Annotated in this window: 11 protein-coding genes and 2 tRNA genes; 2 read left to right on the forward strand and 11 right to left on the reverse strand. The window is 37.2% G+C overall.

What is annotated here, in order from left to right; all coding sequences use genetic code 11:
• Nucleotides 1-60: 60 nt before the first annotated feature.
• The 10 genes from B154_RS0124720 to B154_RS0124770 all read right to left on the reverse strand — a co-directional run bounded on the left by B154_RS0124720 (nucleotide 61) and on the right by B154_RS0124770 (nucleotide 14,859).
• Nucleotides 61-143, reverse strand: a tRNA-Tyr gene (locus B154_RS0124720).
• Nucleotides 144-192: 49 nt separating this feature from the next.
• Nucleotides 193-265: transfer RNA gene (locus tag B154_RS0124725), tRNA-Thr, on the reverse strand.
• Nucleotides 266-452: 187 nt separating this feature from the next.
• Nucleotides 453-701, reverse strand: a complete 249-nt coding sequence (locus B154_RS0124730) for a hypothetical protein (RefSeq protein WP_018617046.1) — start codon at nucleotides 699-701, stop codon at nucleotides 453-455.
• 257 nt (nucleotides 702-958) lie between these two features.
• Nucleotides 959-1,903 (reverse strand): BT_3987 domain-containing protein, encoded by a 945-nt coding sequence (locus B154_RS0124735; protein ID WP_018617047.1) that lies wholly within the window; start codon nucleotides 1,901-1,903, stop codon nucleotides 959-961.
• A gap of 22 nt (nucleotides 1,904-1,925) precedes the next feature.
• Nucleotides 1,926-3,419 (reverse strand): SusD/RagB family nutrient-binding outer membrane lipoprotein, encoded by a 1,494-nt coding sequence (locus tag B154_RS0124740; protein ID WP_018617048.1) that lies wholly within the window; start codon nucleotides 3,417-3,419, stop codon nucleotides 1,926-1,928.
• A gap of 22 nt (nucleotides 3,420-3,441) precedes the next feature.
• A complete protein-coding gene (locus tag B154_RS0124745) occupies nucleotides 3,442-6,672 on the reverse strand; it encodes a SusC/RagA family TonB-linked outer membrane protein (protein ID WP_018617049.1) in 3,231 nt (1,076 codons plus the stop codon).
• Nucleotides 6,673-7,083: 411 nt separating this feature from the next.
• Nucleotides 7,084-8,541 carry a SusD/RagB family nutrient-binding outer membrane lipoprotein gene (locus tag B154_RS0124750; protein WP_018617050.1) on the reverse strand — a complete coding sequence of 486 codons (1,458 nt, stop codon included), beginning with the start codon at nucleotides 8,539-8,541 and terminating at the stop codon, nucleotides 7,084-7,086.
• Between the two features lie 20 nt (nucleotides 8,542-8,561).
• Entirely contained in the window at nucleotides 8,562-11,792 is a 3,231-nt protein-coding gene (locus tag B154_RS0124755; protein WP_018617051.1) for a SusC/RagA family TonB-linked outer membrane protein, read from the reverse strand.
• A gap of 182 nt (nucleotides 11,793-11,974) precedes the next feature.
• A complete protein-coding gene (locus tag B154_RS0124765; protein ID WP_018617053.1) occupies nucleotides 11,975-14,038 on the reverse strand; it encodes a ComEA family DNA-binding protein in 2,064 nt (687 codons plus the stop codon).
• On the reverse strand, nucleotides 14,035-14,859 hold the full coding sequence (locus B154_RS0124770) for a hypothetical protein (RefSeq protein WP_157580946.1): 825 nt from the start codon (nucleotides 14,857-14,859) through the stop codon (nucleotides 14,035-14,037). Before B154_RS0124770 ends, B154_RS0124765 begins: the two co-directional genes overlap by 4 nt.
• Before the next feature lie 115 nt (nucleotides 14,860-14,974).
• On the opposite strand from B154_RS0124770, the gene B154_RS0124775 reads away from it, so the two are divergent.
• A complete protein-coding gene (locus B154_RS0124775; RefSeq protein WP_018617055.1) occupies nucleotides 14,975-15,862 on the forward strand; it encodes a bifunctional 5,10-methylenetetrahydrofolate dehydrogenase/5,10-methenyltetrahydrofolate cyclohydrolase in 888 nt (295 codons plus the stop codon).
• 254 nt (nucleotides 15,863-16,116) lie between these two features.
• Here the strand turns inward: B154_RS0124775 and B154_RS0124780 are convergent, their stop codons facing one another.
• The gene (locus tag B154_RS0124780; RefSeq protein ID WP_033412634.1) at nucleotides 16,117-18,144 is read right to left on the reverse strand and encodes a kojibiose hydrolase; all 2,028 of its coding nucleotides are present in this window, start codon (nucleotides 18,142-18,144) and stop codon (nucleotides 16,117-16,119) included.
• Between the two features lie 174 nt (nucleotides 18,145-18,318).
• On the opposite strand from B154_RS0124780, the gene B154_RS0124785 reads away from it, so the two are divergent.
• Nucleotides 18,319-19,272 carry a GyrI-like domain-containing protein gene (locus B154_RS0124785; RefSeq protein ID WP_018617057.1) on the forward strand — a complete coding sequence of 318 codons (954 nt, stop codon included), beginning with the start codon at nucleotides 18,319-18,321 and terminating at the stop codon, nucleotides 19,270-19,272.
• Nucleotides 19,273-19,287: the final 15 nt, after the last annotated feature.

The following is a 19,287-nucleotide window of genomic DNA, read 5'->3' on the forward strand; positions in this document are numbered from 1 at the left end:
AAAGAACTTTAAAATGTAGCACTAGAACTTTCTAATTACTTTCATTTTTAAAATTAATCGTGGGCAGAGTAGGGTTCGAACCTACGTACTCGTGAGAGAACAGATTTACAGTCTGTCGCCTTTAACCGCTCGGCCATCTGCCCGTATACACACATTATAGTATAACTAAAAAATCATACTATAATTATCGTGAGCCGAAGAAGGGAGTCGAACCCCCGACCTGCTGATTACAAATCAGCTGCTCTACCAACTGAGCTACTTCGGCAAATTAAAACTATTATTTTAAGAACTGATATAAGAAGGGAAATAATAAAATTACATCACAAACCTATACCCCATTTTTAAGCCATGTTTATTTTAGGGATGGCAAAGGTAAGGGAAAAGTTGTAATAGCAAAATATTGGAAAAAAAATTTTGAAAGAAAAACTTAAAAATGGAAAGCGTTCGTTATCTCAAAAATCAGGAAGACTTTTTTGAGCATTAGCAGGGTCAATTATTATATTAATTGAGTCGCTGCCTATAACTATATTTCTGACAAAAGCACTATCTATATAAGTTTTGCCTTCTACCATGTACTTATACTTGAGCAGAAGCCGATTTTGAGTTATTTCCCTTCGTTCAAATATCATAGCTTTCACCTCCTGCCGGTGACGACAGGAAAAGAAAGACATAATAATTAAAGCTGCAAGGCCGTACTTCATTCTATTTACAAAGATTAAATTATCATGCTTGCGAAACAAACATGTTTATAAATAATAATGATTGCATATCTTACTATTAATAAAATCAGGCTATCATTTAAAAAGAGCTGTTTATTGTAGGGCTATTAGAAAATTGTCTTTTAACTCTAAAAGCAATGCCAGTAAAACCTGTAGATTTTTATTTAAAACTTTCAGCACTTTAAAATAAACAGTTGTAGTATTGTGCTAATGAAAACAAGTATTTGAATTGGCATTTCTTACTGCCTTGTTAGCTTTTCTTCAGCAACTCGATAACCGTTTCCGCCTAAGTATCCATATCTTACATAAAACGTTCTTGTCGTAGGATCATAAGTATTATTACAACTTTCTGACCCCGACCAAGCTGGCGTATAACCAGGATTTGTAGAAGGCAAACCAGCACTGAACATAATATATGGTGCACCTGCAGAACCAGGGGCGGCAGTGATAGTAACTTTAGTTCCCTCAATTGTAAATAAAGCAATGTAACCAGCACCTCCCAGGTCTCCTAATCCCATCGTAATAGAATTAGCTCCTGCAGTGGCTCCTACTTTTGTCAGATTTGTAATAGGTCTGGAAGCCGTAGGGTGATACACATAGCCGTTAGAAGTATAAGTACCGTCCCATTCATTTTTTATACTAAATGCTACAATTCCCGTATTTAAATTTCCACTTATAATATAATTCGGCTTATCAACACTTTTTATAGTAAAGGCGAGCGCCCATTCTCCACCTAAGAAATCAGCCGTCTTTAATTTTACCTGCAGATATCCTGTTTTTGAGCCTTTAGGTATAGTTACAACAGAACCTTCATTTACAATACCATACATTGAAGAAGCAGGTATGACATAATTTGTTTCGTGGGCAGTATTATAATTCGAAACCAATGTTGTATCCAGAGCTAATGTAACATGAATATCTTCAGCGGCAACCGCAGTCGATACGAGATTAACAGGAATGAAATCAATTATGGTATCTTTATCTGACTTATCATATCCCTGAAGTAAGAAATTATCTGTCGAAGTTGCAGTCAAACTAATTTCTACAATATTCTGGTTTGGATTTTCAGAATGTAGTGATTGAATAACTCCGTTTTCAAAATCCTTATCTTTTAAACAACCTGAGAGGGCAAAAGCAACAATCACAACTAAAGTAGCTGACTTTCTTATTATATACAGATTCATAATATTAATTTTATATTACAGCTTAAGGTTGCCAGAAAATTTTAGAAGTAAATGGATTGATATTACCCTGTGCTTTTGCATTGTTTGCGTTCGTCGTATACTCACTTTGGGCATAAAGCAATCTTACAGGAAGTGTTTGGGAAACTTTTCCCGGATTAACCGATATGTATCCCTTGTTTGGTATCATATTCAATCTTCTCAAATCGCTATAGGCTTCTAAAGGATCAATTCCGGCCAGAGCTATATATTTCTGATAAGCTATAAATTTAGCTTTTTCTAACACTGACGTACCTGCATTATTCCAGTTAGCTATAACAGCGTTCTGAAGATAATTAGCAGCTTCGGTTTCAGCATTTTCTACCCCCAACCAAACAAATGACTCAGTAACAGCAGCTTCGTAAGCCGCTTTAGCATCACCCGGTATCCATCCTCTTGCAATTGCTTCTGCTTCTAAGAACATACTTTCAAAAGAAGGATAAATCCATTGATCCTGCTCAGGACTACTTACTAGGCCAGGTCCTATGGCCGAACTATTAGCCCCTTTGGGGTTGCCGGCAGCGAGCCCAAAAACAGTACCTGTGATAGGTCCACCGGCAGAAGGAGGAGCAAAAAATCTTGAAATCCTTTGGTCAGAAGTAGACGAAAGAAGATTAACAAAATAAGCGTTGGCTCTTGTGCTTGTATTAGCTTCTGCGCCTGTAGGTGTTAATCCGTAATTAGCGTAAAACGGAGACTGTTTATTTGTAGCATTTGAATATCCGGGATTTACGGTAACAGACTCTCCCTGGTGCAAAACACCTCCGTTAGCCTCAATTTTAGTTACCTCGACTCCAGGATTAAATCCGGAAACTTCTGATTGACGTATTAGTAATCGTAGCTTTAGTGTATTTGCAAACTTTATCCATTTTCCCTCATCTCCATGATTTACTATATCAACTTTTTCAAATGTGCTTCTTGGCTCTTTTCCCATATATGCAATAGCTGTATCTAAATTTTGCTGTAGCGATGCATATATGTCAGAGGCATTATCGTATGATGGTTGGGTGTACTTATTATTATTAAATGCCTGGCTATAGGGAACATTTCCATAAAGATCAACTAGTTCCTGCCATAGTTTCGCCGATAATATAATAGAAGCACCAGCCAGAACTGTATCACCTTGACTTAACGCTTTTACTTTTGTCAGGTACAAATCAAATAAAACGTTGTATTGATTTAACCACAACGTATTACCAAAATCAAAGCTAATATTATACGTAGTTTCTGTTTGATCAATTGCGAAATCGCCTGACTCACCCCAGTACCCTATCCAGGTATCGAGAAACTGAAAGTCGCGGCTGGCGAGCCTTGCCCCTGTGGCATGTGCAGCCTGAGGAAAGATCAATTCCGAGGTAATATTGTTTTCAGTAACCCTGTTCGGGTCATTGTTAATATCTAAAAAATCTTTTTTGCAACTTGATGATAACGTTATTGCAAGAATTATTATAAAAGAAAATGTCTTTTTTTCGTAAAACATTGCTATTATTTTATATACTAAATTAGAATTGAACTGTCAAAGAACCTCCAAACAAGCGCGATGATGGAGACTGATAGGCACTACTTAGTCCGTACGTGTTACCAGTGGAAGAATAGTTAAATTCTGGATCTCCCCACTGGTTAGATTTAGGAACAAAAAGAAATAAATTTCTTCCTACAGCACTAAGGGTTAATCTTTTAATAACCTTTCCATTACCAATCCAACGCTGAGGTATATTATAAGATATATTAACCTCACGAAGCCGCCATGAAGCAGCACTTGCATAATAGTTAGTCCCTATACCAGTATTGGTTGCAGAGCCGGTCCAAAATCCATAATTACCATCTTGTACCAGAATATTTGTGTTAGGGACATACTTAGCGCCGTCATAATAAACAGAATTTGGAAAAACAAATCGTTGACGGCCATATTCTGCACTTCGTGCAGAAATACCTGCAAAATCTTCGTCACTTCCCAAACCTGAGTAAAAGTTATGGCCGCTTTTGTAATCCCAGGTCATACTTATAGAGAAATTACCTACAGAGTAAGAAGGTGTAAAACCTAATACCCAAAGGGGAAGACTTCTACCTTTATTAACTAATTCCGCAGCTTGTGAAGGCATTCCCGTGACTGGGTCTACTATAACTTTTCCCGTTGTCGAATCTCTTAAATAATCTGTAAGCTGAAAGGCAAATGCAGGCCTCCCCACAATTGCTATATTATTAGCAGTAGGAGAACTTACTGAATTTTGTATAAAGTAATTATTTCCTCCTACAACAACAGGTATATTATTTAAAGTATTAGTAACCTCATTATTGTTATAGGTCGCGTTAAATTTAAAATCAATTCTACCCTTTCCTATTGAGAATAAAGGACTTAAACCTAGATCCATCTCCACTCCATAGTTTTTAAAACTAGCTGCGTTCGCAAGACCAAAGGTATAACCTGTAGTAGCTGACTGTGAGACCTGTAATATTTGGTTATTACAGTTTTGATAAAAATAGGTCGCGCCTACATCTATCCTGTTTTTAAGAAGTCCAAGCTCAACTCCTACCTCTTTTGTAATAACAAATTCTGGCTTTAAATTGGGACTAGGAATTGTTGCATTAGCTGTGTAGCCAACTACATTTCCGTAAGGAAACCCCGAAGGCGTTATACTATTATTAGACTGTTCAAAAGTTGCCTGAAGTGCATATGGACTAATATTTACATTACCGGACTTCGAATAAGCAGCTCTCACCTTTGCATAATTAATAACTCCATTATTTTTAATTGAAGGTATTGCGTCAGAAAGAATAAAAGAAGCATTAGCTGCTGGATAAAAAAATGAACGGTTTTGCTGTAGCAATCTGCTATCCCAATCATTTCTTCCAGTCAATTCAAGAAAGGCATACCCCTTATATCCTAACCCCAGTGTACCATAAGCAGAGAGCAAGCGCGTTTGAACATTATAGTTATAATTTCCGTCAGGATATAAATCGTTATTTACAGTTCCATAGGTAGGTACATTTGCATCGCCACTTCTTGTAGAAACATTATACAAGAAAGGCACTACCAAATTAGTTCCTCCTACAGCCACATCTTTAGACCGGTTTTGACGTATTGTTCCACCTGCCAAATACTTTATTGTGAAATCTTTATTTATATCACGCTCTCCACTTAAGAAGTAATCAAAATTTATTCTTGACGTAAAGTTTTCGTCATCTGCCACTGCCCCCGGCCGATTGCTAAACTGTGTAGGGTTTCGATTTTTAGCAGCCCAATCTGTTACAACAACTGGGGCAGTTGAGCTTTTCGAATTTGCAAACGCTAGATTTGAGCTTATTTTCACTGATGCTTTGATCCATGGAGCAACTTGATAATTAACGTCAATGTTTCCAATCAAATCATCTTCCCTGCCCACTGTACGCAAATTGCCAATAGCCCAGTAAGGATTAACAGCATACTCGTTATAATAATTTGAATATTGGGCAAATTTGCTATTTCTCCAATCTTTATAAGAAATGAGGGGAACATTATTAGCCGTTTGCATAACAAGGAAAAATAAACTACCATTATAGGAGGGAGATAAAGTAGGTAATGCATTTTCATTGATAATGTCATAGTTCTGCAATACATAGTTCAATCCGTAATTAACCGATAGCTTGCCATAAGTTTTTCCTCCATTAAATCTAAAACTTGTTCTCCTGTTTTTATCATCAGGTGTAAGCCCTTTTATATTAGCATCGTCGATGCCTGCATAAAAATCCTGGCCTGATAGAGAAATCGAATTTTGAAAAGTTAACCCGGTGTTCCAAAACTTAATTTTGTCTTTATAATGAGCATTAGTATATGGAAAATTCTGGATTGAACCATCTTCAAGAGCAACCCCAATTGGTTTCATAGTACCATCGAACGCCGGGCCATATTGCTGGTTTTCATAAGGAACGTATCCAAAGTTTCCATATTGATCTAAAACTTCGCCAGCACCAGCTCCAAAAGATTTCTGCAGTTTAGGAAAAAAAGCAACCCTGGCCAGTTGTACAGACGAAGTATAGGATACAGTAAGCGCATTCGCTGTTCCTCTTTTCGTAGTAACCACTATAACTCCATTAACAGCATCAGGACCATACACAGCGGCAGAAGCAGCACTTTTTAAAATTGTAAGTTCCTGTATATCAGAAGGAGGAATGGATGACAGATATCCTAAAGGAGTAGGAGCACCATCTACAACTAACATTGGCTGATTATTACCTGTAAGCGAGCGGATACCTCTAATGTTTATTTTAGCATTTTCAAAAACACTGCTATTTGTTGTGGTAACGGATAATCCTGATACCTTACCATTTAATGCCTGCTGAACGTTAACTGCCCTCCCCTGGGTAAGAACTTTGTTACTAACTGAAGTTGTTGCATACCCTAACTCTTTTGCCTGTCTTCTCACACCTAAAGCTGTAGTTACAATTGCTTCTGAAAGATTTTGGATTTGCCGTGCTAATGAAACAGAATAAGTGGTACCAGTAGAAACTTTTATTTCTTTTGCCGGAGTGCCTACTGCTGATACAACCAATACATCACCCGTTTTAGCACTTATTCTAAAATTTCCCTCTAGATCAGCTGAAGTACCCTTATTTGTTCCTTTTATCACCACAGAAGCGCCACTTACGGGCTGTCCATTTTCATCAAGTACTTTTCCTGTAATTTCCCGTTGTTGCGCAATTGCCAACGTTGAATAAAACATTAGCAATATAACTCCTTGAAATATTTTTTTCATTTTGCCTATAAATTTTTATAAAATACTTATGTGCTGAGCACTTTCTGTAAGAAGATAAATATAGGGATGTGCTTACATGACATATTACTCATACCAAATGCTGCATCTTATAAAAAAATGATTTAATATCGCGGGGAACATTAACCAAGGTTGGGCACGTAATAAAATTATTACCCTTGTCAATTATCTAACAACTACACAGCAATTGTTTTTTCCTAAAATTAGCAGATTGAGGCGTGGTAATTCTAAGATTTTTATAAGAGAAGCCAACAAGCAATTTGCAAATTCCAGAAACTGTGATTACAGAATTTAAGATTAAGGGACAGATTCTTTTTCAGAAAAAAAGTTAAATGAAAAAGAGGCTACCTCGGTGAGATAGCCTCTTTTTCAGAATAAATCTTTTACTATTCCTTAATACTTATCAAACCATAACTTTTGAGTTATCTGATCTTTTCCCACCGCCGAGGACGCTTTCTGGTAACTTCCCTTATTTAAATTTTGCTCAACTACAGGATAAGTCATCCTGGTAATTACAGCGGGAGTTTCCTGATCTGAAAAAAGAGCGCCAGTTGGAACCACTAACTTGGGATAATCTAAACGTCTCCATTGTGTCCATGCGTCGTAACCTCGATTGTATAATGCAATCCATGACTGAACACCGATTTTTTCTTTATAATCTCCTGCCGCAGTTGTGTATTTTACAATGGATTGAGATCTATAAGCTAAGGCATCAGCTGCAGTTCCACCCCATTCTTCAATGCTTGCATCAATAGCATTATTATAATGATCTTCTGCAGTACTTCCTACAGCAAATCCTCTTTCAAGTGCTTCCGCTTTTAAAAATTCCATTTCAGAATAGCTAAAAAACGTATGAGGGAATTCGGGCTGACTTAAAGTAGAAGAAGGAGCGGAAAAATTATTAAATGTAGCTCTAACTCCTGGTGTTTGACCTATATAGAAACTATCTGTTGTGATATCCTTGTTGAAATAAAAGGGAAGCCTAGGGTCATTATAAGCTTTTAAAGTATCTATAAACGGTTTAGCTCCCACGAAATCATGTCGACCGCTTTGTATCAGATCTTCCCATACCGGATTGGTATTTGGAGGCGAAGCCAAATAATGCATTTTTATATTCTCATTATTGCTTAGAATAACATTAGGAGCTGAAGCTTCAACCATGGTTTTTGCAGTAGTGGGATCTACATCTGCCACCAACATTCCCATCCTCATTTTTAATGAATTTCCAAATCTTTTCCAACCATCTATATCACCATTCAATATTACATCTGCAGAACCATAAGCACCAGCAGCAGGATCAAGTGCACTCAAAGCAGCATCGAGCCTGGCAGAGATTTTTGCAAACACCTCAGCAGCATTGTCATATGCAGGTTGCAGATTTTCAATATCAAGCGCCTCTGTATATGGAATATCACCAAAGCTTGTAACTAAAGTATAATAAGAATATACTATCAATATTTCATTGATAGCTTTACGATTCTTAATCTCTTCAGCAGTTAGATTCAATGTTTCTTTATCTGCCACAGTAGAAGCTTCGGTTAAATCTTTAATGACATCTCTGTACATATGAGCCCACCAAAAATCACTAATACTTCTTTGATTTAAATTGTATCTTGTTTCATCTCTATAAATTGTCTCCGTCCAATATTGAACAAAAAGCCTGAAGTTATTTGTATTAACATTTGTGCTTGCCATTCTATCGGAAAGGTTAACCGAAGCGTTGGAAAACAGATTGGCTGATGAAACTACAGCGGGCCGGGTTGGATTAATATTTAAGTCTGTTATGTTTTTCTTACACGACACTAATAAAAAAGTGCTTATAAAAAAACATGAATACAGTATTTTTTTCATGTATAGTAAGTTTAATTTCTCTAAAGTTTGATTTTTACATTAAAGCCAAAAGAACGAACGGCAGGATAGCTACCTATTTGAATTCCTTGCAAATTTCCTGCACCAAAGCTATCCTCCGGATCTGCATAAGGTAAATTTTTATGCAAAATAGCAAGGTTACGTCCTACTAAAGCAACATCAATGCCTTTAAAAAATTTATTTCGAAACATTTTAGCTGGTAATGAATATCCCAAAGAAAGCTCACGCAATTTTACATAACTGGCATCATAAGCAAATCTCTTATCGGGTGATGAAACATAACTATCAAAAGAACCGTAATCTTCGATACTGGCCCGAATTGTGTTAGGTTTACCGTCAGCGGTAACACCTTGCCTAATAATCCCACCACTTTTACTATCATTTGTAAGAGGGCTTCTTATAGGATTACCTAAATCATTATTAACTGCTGTCTCTTCATAGAGTCCTCCTGCTAATGCATAATACATATCAGTAGAGAACACTGAACCACCCTGCCGTACATCAATAAGACCGCTAAGAGACACTCCTCTATAAGTAAACCTGTTGCTAACACCACCAATCCAGTCAGGATTGACATTACCAATAGTGATATTATTTGTTGGGGTAATCATGTAATTCCCATTTTCATCAACAGTTTTTTGGCCATTAGTATAAATGTAATCAGTTCCATGTATTGTTCCATAAGGCTCGTTAAGTGAAGCATTTAAAGTTATACTTCCCTGGAAAGATCCTAAAACAATATTATCTATATCGCCATAAAGCTTGGTTACTTTACTTCTGTTTCGTGTCCAGTTAATATTAATATCCCATGAAAAGTCAGGTGTTTTAATTGGAGTGCCATAAACTGACAACTCAAATCCTTTATTTTGAACAGTTCCTGAATTTACATATTTTCTGGAATAACCTGTAGCAGTAGATACTGTTAGTGGAAGAATTTGATCTACGGTCTGTGCTTTATAGTATGTTGCATCAAAGCCCAACCTGGTTTTGAAAAAAGCCATTTCCAATCCTACTTCAAAACTTTTGGTCCGTTCAGGTTTCAGATTTGGGTTATTTTTATAACCGTTAACAGAAAATAACGCATTACCATTAAAAGAAGTTACTTCCTGCCCAGAATTATCATCAATGTCACTTACGTAATAATCATTGACAGTATATAAAGGAGCATCGCCGCCTACCTCGGCATAATTGGCTCTTAATTTACCATAGCTTAACCATGTAGGTTTTATTAACTGAGAGAATACAAAGCCGGCGGAAACAGAAGGATAATAGTAAACATTATTTGCTTCAGGTAATGTAGAGGAACGATCTCTACGAATAGTAGCATCTAAAGTATAAGTGTTTTTATAAGAAAAAGTTCCACCTGCAAATACGCCTTCAACTCTTTTTCTTCCTTCAAATTCAAGCGGCGGAGCCGGAGCATTAATGGAATTAGCTATAGTATAAAGTTTAGGTACACCTAACCCACCATTCGTATTTGCGTCAATATTTGATCTATACTGTGTTCGTGTATTAGATCCTAGAAGCGCTTTAATATTTATATCACTAGTAATGTTCCAATCAGCATTAGCTATCAAATCATAATTTATCTCATTATAATTTTGATTGTATCTCCTGTAGAAAGGAACACCAACACTGGTTACAGCTTTTCTTTCCTGTTCTAATTCAGAATAGCTGTCAAGGGATACTCTTCCTAAGATATTCAACCAACTTACAGGTTTGTAATTGAGATAAACATTTCCAAAATACCTGTCACGGCTGTCTGATTCATAGCTTTCATACCGTGTAAAATAAGGATTATCCCAGAATTCAGGTTGAAGTTCACCACTGGGGCCGTAGTGCTGATTCCAAGTTACGTTTTGTCGATTTCTAAAATAGGCATCTTTTAGTTCCTTTAAATCTACATTCACCTCCCACCATTGACGAAAATTTGTCATAAGATTTAAGGCGTTGGCACCATCGTATCCTGTTCCAAAACGCCCCAGACCATTAATTCTTGAGTAATTTGCTGATCCACCTGCAGTTAAATTATCCGTAATATTATAAGTAGCAGACACATTAAGTAAATCTTTGTTTATACTACTATTTGGTAGTACACCTTTTTCATTATTCCGGGTATATCCGAGTGCAAATGTACTTCTATCGTTCCCAGACTGAAGAAAAACACTGTTATTCAGAGACACTGGCTTTATAAAGAAAGTGGAAGGATCGTTCGCTGCAGCTACCCAAGGCGTAGCTTTTTTATAATTTGGAGAAGTTGGGTCAAATGAATGCCATTGGTAAACCATTAAGTTCGGATTAAAAGCAGTACCCCAGGAAGCATCATCATAAGTTGGGGCTATTTTGTCAGGAACTCCATCACCATTCACATCAGCCTCGTCAAAATAAGAGCCGTAACCTGCACCGTATTTTTTTTGATACTTAGGAAAAGTATTTCTTAAAATAGAATTTACGGTTACACCGGAATTTATAATAATTCCCAAACCTCTTTTGCCTTTCTTAGTTGTAATTAATATTACTCCATTACTTCCTCTCGATCCATAAAGAGCACTTGCAGCAGCTCCTTTCAAGACAGTTATATTGTCAATATCGTCAGGATTAATATCCGCAGCAGCATTGCCGTAGTCGTATCCTCCACGCCCGGTTGTCTGGTCAAGAGTATTATTATTACCATTATCAAAAGGAACCCCATCGACAACAAATAAGGCCTGGTTACTACCTGTAAGAGACTTTGATCCTCTTAACAAGACGTTTGTAGAACCTCCCATAGTATTAGGCTGCCTTATTTCCAAACCAGATACCTTTCCAGATAGATTTTGAACAAAATTAGAAGTTCTTGTTTTGCTGACATCTTCGCCTGTGACTGTTTGGGCAGCATAAGGAACCTGGTTACGGGTTCTTCTGATACCTAAGGCAGTAACCACCACCTCTGAAAGATTTTCACTTTGTCTTGTCAATGAAACTGAAATAGAAGAACCTGCGGGAACCCTTACTTCTTTAGAAGGTATACCTACCGCAGAAATTACCAGTACATCACCGGTTTTTGCATTAATAGTGAAATCTCCACTTGCATTAGCAGAAGCTCCGGTATTAGTACCTTTAATAAGGACAGATGCTCCACTTACAGGTTGCCCTGATTCATCTAAAACTCTTCCTGCAATTTGCCGGGTTTGTGCGATTCCCAGCATAACTACAAGCATGAGCATTGTAAAAAGTGATAAAAATTTTCTCATGTGCATATAAATTTTTCTCTAATAAAATCGTAAAACTACGTGAATTGAAACAAAAAGTTAAAAAAAACCTTTAAAAAAGTTATTTTTAGATTAACGGTAAATAACGCAGACAGATGGAAAGCTGAAAATGCTGCTTTGATTAAAAAAAAATTAAAAAAAGCAATTTGAATAGACATTATTTATTAAAAATCGTACAACACCTGGATTTTTACTTCACTTCTTTTATTTCCTCGTATTTGATTCAGGCTCGCCCCAATCAAACTTTTATTTGTATAAATTGTCTGGGCCCATCTGAACCAAATTGCCATTTTTTTACTAAAATCATAATTTACGTTTAGATAATAACGGAGACCTTGTCCTGTAAACTGAGGTATGGAATAGCTGTATAAAACATCACTTTCAAAAGCATACAGACCGCTTTCTGAACTATCCGTTTTGAAATACTGCAACCTTCCGTTTAATGACAGAGGTTTGTTGAAAGGTTTATACACCGCTTCAAAATAACTTAACAGCCCGTGTTCCATTCTGTCTTTTTGCTGGGTATCAAACCATAATAGTTCAATTCTTTCGCGTAGTGTTACTGCTTTAGTTATAGCATTAGAAGATTGAATGCGCCAATTTATTCGGGGCACGGTATATACAGGTATTGTTGGAAGATCTGACCGTGAAACATTAATAGCTTTATTTTCATTTCGTAAGCGGCTATATAACTCAAACTGTTTATTAGGTTTATAAGTTAGCTGCAACAAATATTCAGTGCCGTTGCTGGGTGCATCTACCCGGTAGCGCAACCAGGGAAAGCTGAAGATATCAGCATAGGCATCTATTTTTAAAAAAGTAACTGGCTTAATGCTTATTCCTGTAAACAGCCCTTTCTCATTTGTAGGCAAAGTGCTTTCAGTAAACGCATTACCGTTTAGAGCCTGGTAAGTTTTTTCTATGTTTCTATATAAAACTGAGGCATCAACCTTTGGGTCAAGACTCGCTATGATACCACCGATAAAAGCTTTTGATTTTCTTTTATCCATTGCCGCTTCCCCAAAAAAATGAAAATTGCGAAAAGTATAGCTATAGTCCAGACTATAATTGTACCACTCCTTTCCCTGTATAGCATACTGATTATAAGGTTGAACATCACGAATCAAAGGAATCGAAAATTTAAAGGCAATAACATTTAAGCCAACATGAAAACTATTTTTATTGTAAGAAACATTGCCTCCTAAAGAAGCTTGTGTCACTATATTTTTCTTTGCATTTTCATTAGGAGTACGATGATATCCTGAAGTTGCTATTGATGAAACAAAATCCCTATTCATTTGTGAGGTATCGTCATTAAAAGTTGCATCAAGTTTACGAACAGATGCAAAAGCAGTTACACTGGTGTTTTTGCCGCCTGCTGTTATACCTGCACCACGCATAAAATTGTATTCTCCTGCCGAATTGTAGGGTCGTAAAATATCTGCCTGCCTTTTAATCGCCGTTATATCTGCACTTTTCTTAAAAGCAAGGCTTTGCCACTGTATTAGCCCCTGTCCGAGGTTTACTGCAAAATCTCCCAGGGCGAGCATTTTTACAGCGCCTAATTTTCTTGCAAACAAATGGAACGAATAGAAATCAAAACCATATTTCTGTTTTCCCTTAAAAAATGCTTCACCTGCATCTTTATCTCCTGTTAGGCCGAATTGCAAAAGATTGCGATATACATATTTATACCTGAAAAAAAGTCGTTGAGCACTTCCCATGTATCGGTTTGAGACAGTATCATTTCGTGTAAATCCATCGCTTTTTTCTAATAGTTGTTGTGCCCTGAAAAGAAAGGAATGCTGCCCTGCTACCAGTCGGTCTTTAATATCTGCAGAAAAAGCTACTGCATTGCCCACCCGTATATCCGGTAAAATCTGTTGTATAGTCTCCAGGTCCAATAAGGGCACAGCTTGTAATTCATAAATACTAATAAAATTTCCCAGTAATCTTCTGTATCTTAACAAACTTTGAATTTGCAAATCAGAAAGGATTCTTAAGTCACGCAGTTCATTTTCCTGCGCGGTATTTATGTTGATAGGATTTCGATGAAGTTGAACCAATTGCTGCAGGTAACTATCATCTTCTGTTTCGGCTTCCTGCTGTTCGGTAATATTTTCCAATTGCTGCTCTGCAATACTTCCGGGTTGAGTTGGGCCTTCCTCTTGTGAATAAGCATAAGAGCTCCAAAAAGCAATTAATAATATTACTGCTTTTTTCCTCAAATTTTATCTTCTTTCTTTAATTTAAACAACAGTAGCAATCCGGGAGTGAAGCCAAGCTGGGGATGATAAGAAGCGCTTACATCAATTCTTGCAAAACTCAATTGTAAGCCAACAGCAGCATAACTATTACTGGTGAGGGTTGAGACGCCGGTTCTTATAAAGATATTTTTTTGAAAGTTGTATTGAAAGCCTGCATTTATACTTACCGGCTGATTTTGCTGTTTTACGACTTCTGCACTTACAAACGTCGTTTCAGAAACTTCATACCCGATACCCAAGCGATAAACAGATGCTAATTGCTCCCTGGTATTTTTGCCTAATTTACTACTGGCAGGATTGTATGTGTGAAGACCAGCATGCAGCTTATCAGTTAAATGAAAAATCAAACCGGCTTCAAAATTTATTGCAGTTGCACTGCCATAACCGGGAATTCGAAGAGAATAATAATTAAACTTTGTACCAATATCTATGTTTCTGGTAACTTTTCTACCGTATAGAATACCTAATTCATTTTCGTTAAATTCTGCAGAGCCAAAATAATCTGCTTCAAAACCAAACACACCTGATGATGCCGGAATGGCGACAACAGCAGCATAATTACTTAATTCTTCAAGTAAAAATCTTTTTTCGCCATACACAGCAAACCCAGCCGTTTTTAGTTGTGCCAATGAAGCCTGGTTAGAAGTAGCTGAAAAAATATCAGAAAAGTTTTTGCTGTAGGCGCCGAGTGCACCATACTGTACCGACAGAGGTTGTTTAATCACCTGCGCGTTCGCAGTACTTATCGCAACCATGGTAATTAACAGGTTGAGCAATTTCAATCGGCTAGCATTAAGATTGGAAAGTAGCAATAAGAAATTAATCAGTCAAAAATTTTATTAGTAATTCCAATAGTTATCCTTCAGTAATTTAAATCCGAGGCAATATCTTTGGCAAATGTTACTACTTGATGGAAAAATTGCTTCGCAATCAGTTAAACAAAATTTGACAGAAGCGACTAAAAAATTATTGGAACAAGGAAAAAGAGCGCCCCATCTTGCCGCTATATTAACCGGAAATAATGGAGCAAGTGAAACTTATGTCGCAAGTAAAGTAAAAACTTGCAGCGAAATAGGATATAAGTCCACACTTATACGCCTGGAAGAAACTGTTGAAGAACAGGAACTGTTGAGAAAAATAATAGAACTGAATAATGATGACTCAGTAGATGGAATTTTAGTTCAACTACCACTGCCAAAACATATCAGCGAAGCAAAAGTTATCAATAGCATTAATCCCGATAAAGATGTTGATGGTTTTCACCCCGTAAGTGTAGGGCGGATGGTTCAAGGGCTTGATACCTTTATTCCCGCAACGCCATACGGCATTATGCTCATGCTTGAGCACTACAACGTGGAAACGAAAGGAAAACATGCGGTTGTAATTGGCCGAAGTAATATTGTTGGCCGCCCTATGAGTATTTTACTTAGCAGCAATCTGCCATATGGAAATTGCACTGTTACTATTTGTCACAGCCACACAGTCAATTTAAAAGAAATAACACTGCAGGCAGATATTATTATAGCCGCGCTTGGAAGGGCCGAATTTGTAAGGGAAGACATGGTAAAAGAAGGCGCCACTGTAATAGACGTAGGCATAACCCGGGTAGATGATGCTAGCGCGGCAAAAGGGTACCGTATAAAAGGTGATGTTGATTTTGCCAATGTTGCTAAAAAAGCATCTGCCATTTCACCTGTTCCTGGAGGGGTGGGACCAATGACAATTGCTGGTCTTATGAAAAACACTATGGACGCTTATATAAGAAGAAATTTATCCATAGAATAAGAAATGCATGTAAACCTTTTGCAATAGAAGTAAGCTTACTTTTAATTTTAGATAACTACAGCTATTGCATCGGTTTTACCATTTACCTGTTTTCAAGGAATCGGGCAAATAATTCCTGAATTGAAATTTTGTTTCAGCTTGAAAATATTATTTACTAAAATGCGAATGAAGAAACATTTAGTAAATAACCGTATACCCATAACAAACACGAAGGCTTCAACTTGCCTTTTCTTCCTTAGGAAGTTGTAAAGTTTTTATTTCACTGTGTAAGTTTTCTTTTCCAGGCCTATTCCTGTTAATTGTAAAGACTTCCACTCTGAAGGCAGCTTAGTTTTTAATTGCGTAATGCCATCAGTGGTAATTTCTAACCCACCGAACCCGTTAAGCATCGCTTGTATCATACCGCCTGCACCGGTAGAAAAATAAGGATTATTGCCGGTAGCTGTTTCTGCAATAACACCAAAAGGAGGGCGCATATTAGGCGTATAACCGGCCTTAAAAGCCTTATATGCTTTGTCAGGAATTCCTAACCTGGAGTATAAAATAGCGAAAATAGCGTGTGTCATAGCAGGACCTTCACCCACTCGTGGCTCGTAATATTCAAGATCTTTTTTGATAGCTGCCGCATCGGTGATTTCCTTTAAAGGATAGGCAAGCAAATTCACATCTCCCTGTTTAATCTTTTCACCCTTGTATGTCGCGTGCTCTTTAGTAACGCCATCCGGAAACTTAAGAATAGGAATATTGTTAAACACATTCATCCAATCTGAGTCGGGAGTGATGCTTAAAAGTTTAGCTGCATCCGTTGCGTATTTCAGGTTAGCTTTTGCAGCGGCATTGGTATATGCGTTGTTATCTATATTTTCTGCCCACTCATCGGCTGCTACTACATTTTTAATATCATATTTTCCAGGTCCATTTCTTTCTACACGACTGGCCCAAAAGTCAGCAGTTTCTTTTAAAATAGGGTATCCCTTTTCTCTTAGCCATTCTTTGTCTTTTGTTACAACGTAATAGTTCCATGCGGCAATAGCAACGTCGGCAGTTATATGATGTTCAAACGGTCCGGAAAGTGCCCAAACAGGAGTCTCCTCATTACCACTGGCAGCACTTTCCCATGGATACATGGCGCCTCTATACCCATGAGCAAAAGCATTATGCCTGGCGGCCTGCAACCGTTGATACCGGTACTCTATGAGCGACTCTGCTATTTTTGGCTGAAGCAATAACAATGATGGATACATCCATATTTCAGTATCCCAAAACGCATGACCATTGTAACCGAGTCCGCTTAGCCCCATAGGAGATAAACTATAAGCTGTACCTGCACGCGCGAAAGAATACAGGTGGTACAACATGCTGTGTACTTCCCGCTGGGTAGCATCATCACCCTGTATGACAATATCACTTTTCCACAATTCATCCCACGCTTTGTTATGAAATTGTAATAGTCTGTTCCTTCCTTCGAGCGTTGCAAAAAGAGTTAGCCGTTCGGCTTCATTTAAAGGATCATCGTCATGTGCAGAAGTGATGGCAGAGCCAACAACGGCAAAATGATAAGTTTGGCCGGCTTTCAGTTTCTTTCTAAACTTAAGCAAATGCATATTGTTATCCCACATTTCATGGATAACAGAAGGCTCAGAGCCATGTGGCTCATCAAACAAAAAGCTATTGGAAGCAGCCATCAATAGTTTACCTGTCGGACTTTTTGCAGTAGATGTCAGCAACGAAATTCTTACGTGTGGACGGTCAATTTCGTTATAATAATTCTGCACGTCTTTCAGCATATCAGGAGCTTCCATTACACTGGCTGGTGTAATTTCTATATCTTTCTTAGCCGTAATGGTTACATCGACTAAAGCGGTATAAGGCAAGTGCCGCAAAGCATAATGGCTATAACTGACTGTAGCCTTCTCCCCGATACTGAAACTGGTCGTCATGCTTGCGTGTTTCATGTCTAAAACCTGCTGAGCATTTTGCACCTGGCTAAAATTTTCAATTCTTGCACCATCTACATCGAGATACATATTCACGAAATTGAAAGTTTTTAAAATGTTACTTACCCTACCTCGACCATATAAATCAAAAGCGCCATTAAGCACAACATCTTTTACTTTAAAAGGCTCGGGCGATGATACAATGCCTACCATTCCATTCGCTACAGTTTCGCCAAAATAGTTTGATGGATTGATAGCTGAAGCTTTTATAGTCCAGACGTCCTGTGCTATGAGAGATTGTAATACGAGGAATACGAAACACAATAATGACAATCGTCTTAACATTATAAGTAGTTGAAGAATTTAAAAAATAGGAAATAAAGATAGAGACAATCCACTGATAATTACACAAACCATATCGACATAAAAATGTTTAATACTAGTTTAAAGTTGTACTAATATTCTTTGAGTCTGCACCTGCGAACGTTACTTTGCAGACTAGCACATAAAGTTTTTAATATGAACAAAGCGTTAATCGGTTTATCTTTTTTCGTGGTATTAACGTTAATATCCGTTTATATTTTCATTCCCGCTCAACTGCATATTTCTGTAAGTACAGCAATGAATACAAACACTAATGCTTTATTCCGCTATGTATCAGATGAGTCAAAGTGGAACCAATGGTGGCCGCTTGAAACCAATGAAATAAAACTAATTGATGAAGACCATTATAAACATTTTAATGGATATACTTACAGGCTAAAAGAAAAATTGTATAACGCTGTGGGTGTAGAAATAATAAAAAAAAACCAAGTTATTGCCGGTAAAATTATTATTATTCCAATTGCGCAAGATTCTCTTATTGTACAATGGAATAACAATCTTACAACAAGCATAAATCCTTTCATCAGAATTAAGCAGTATCAGCAGGCCTTAAACACAAAAAAAAATATTACTGTCATTCTTCATAGCCTCAAATCTTTTGCTGAAGACAAAGACAAAGTTTATAAATTAAACATTCGTCGTACCACATTAACAGATACACTTTTCGTAGCTGTAAAAACAGTCACAACAGGTTATCCATCAACCGAAGTTATATACCATTTTATTCAAAACCTGCGAACATACATTACTCAACAAAAGGCCAGGGAAATGGATCGTCCGATACTTAATATTACAAAGAGGGACAGTGTACATTATGAAATGATGGTAGCGATTGCTACCAATATCGCTTTAAAGGGAAATGGGAGCATAGCCTTTAAACGGATGATAGCATATAAAGATAAAATTCTTACAGCAGATGTAACAGGAGGGCTGAATAGTATAAAGAAAGCTTATAATGAACTGAACACATATATGAGTGATTATAACCTTACAAGCCCTGTTATTCATTGGGAAACACTTATTACAGACAGATCTAAAGAAACAGACAGTACTAAGTGGATTACGAGAATTTGTATTCCTATTGTTTAATAAAGAATTTTTGCT

This window comes from Segetibacter koreensis DSM 18137 (assembly GCF_000374045.1).
Classification (GTDB): Bacteria; Bacteroidota; Bacteroidia; order Chitinophagales; family Chitinophagaceae; genus Segetibacter; species Segetibacter koreensis.

What these genes read in the sequence shown, in the direction of transcription:
- B154_RS0124775 (WP_018617055.1), top strand. Translation starts at nt 14,975, where the DNA reads ATGTTACTACTTGATGGAAAAATTGCTTCGCAATCAGTTAAACAAAAT.
- B154_RS0124745 (WP_018617049.1), bottom strand. Translation starts at nt 6,672, where the DNA reads ATGAAAAAAATATTTCAAGGAGTTATATTGCTAATGTTTTATTCAACG.
- B154_RS0124740 (WP_018617048.1), bottom strand. Translation starts at nt 3,419, where the DNA reads ATGTTTTACGAAAAAAAGACATTTTCTTTTATAATAATTCTTGCAATA.
- B154_RS0124735 (WP_018617047.1), bottom strand. Translation starts at nt 1,903, where the DNA reads ATGAATCTGTATATAATAAGAAAGTCAGCTACTTTAGTTGTGATTGTT.
- B154_RS0124730 (WP_018617046.1), bottom strand. Translation starts at nt 701, where the DNA reads ATGAAGTACGGCCTTGCAGCTTTAATTATTATGTCTTTCTTTTCCTGT.
- B154_RS0124780 (WP_033412634.1), bottom strand. Translation starts at nt 18,144, where the DNA reads ATGTTAAGACGATTGTCATTATTGTGTTTCGTATTCCTCGTATTACAA.
- B154_RS0124755 (WP_018617051.1), bottom strand. Translation starts at nt 11,792, where the DNA reads ATGAGAAAATTTTTATCACTTTTTACAATGCTCATGCTTGTAGTTATG.
- B154_RS0124750 (WP_018617050.1), bottom strand. Translation starts at nt 8,541, where the DNA reads ATGAAAAAAATACTGTATTCATGTTTTTTTATAAGCACTTTTTTATTA.
- B154_RS0124785 (WP_018617057.1), top strand. Translation starts at nt 18,319, where the DNA reads ATGAACAAAGCGTTAATCGGTTTATCTTTTTTCGTGGTATTAACGTTA.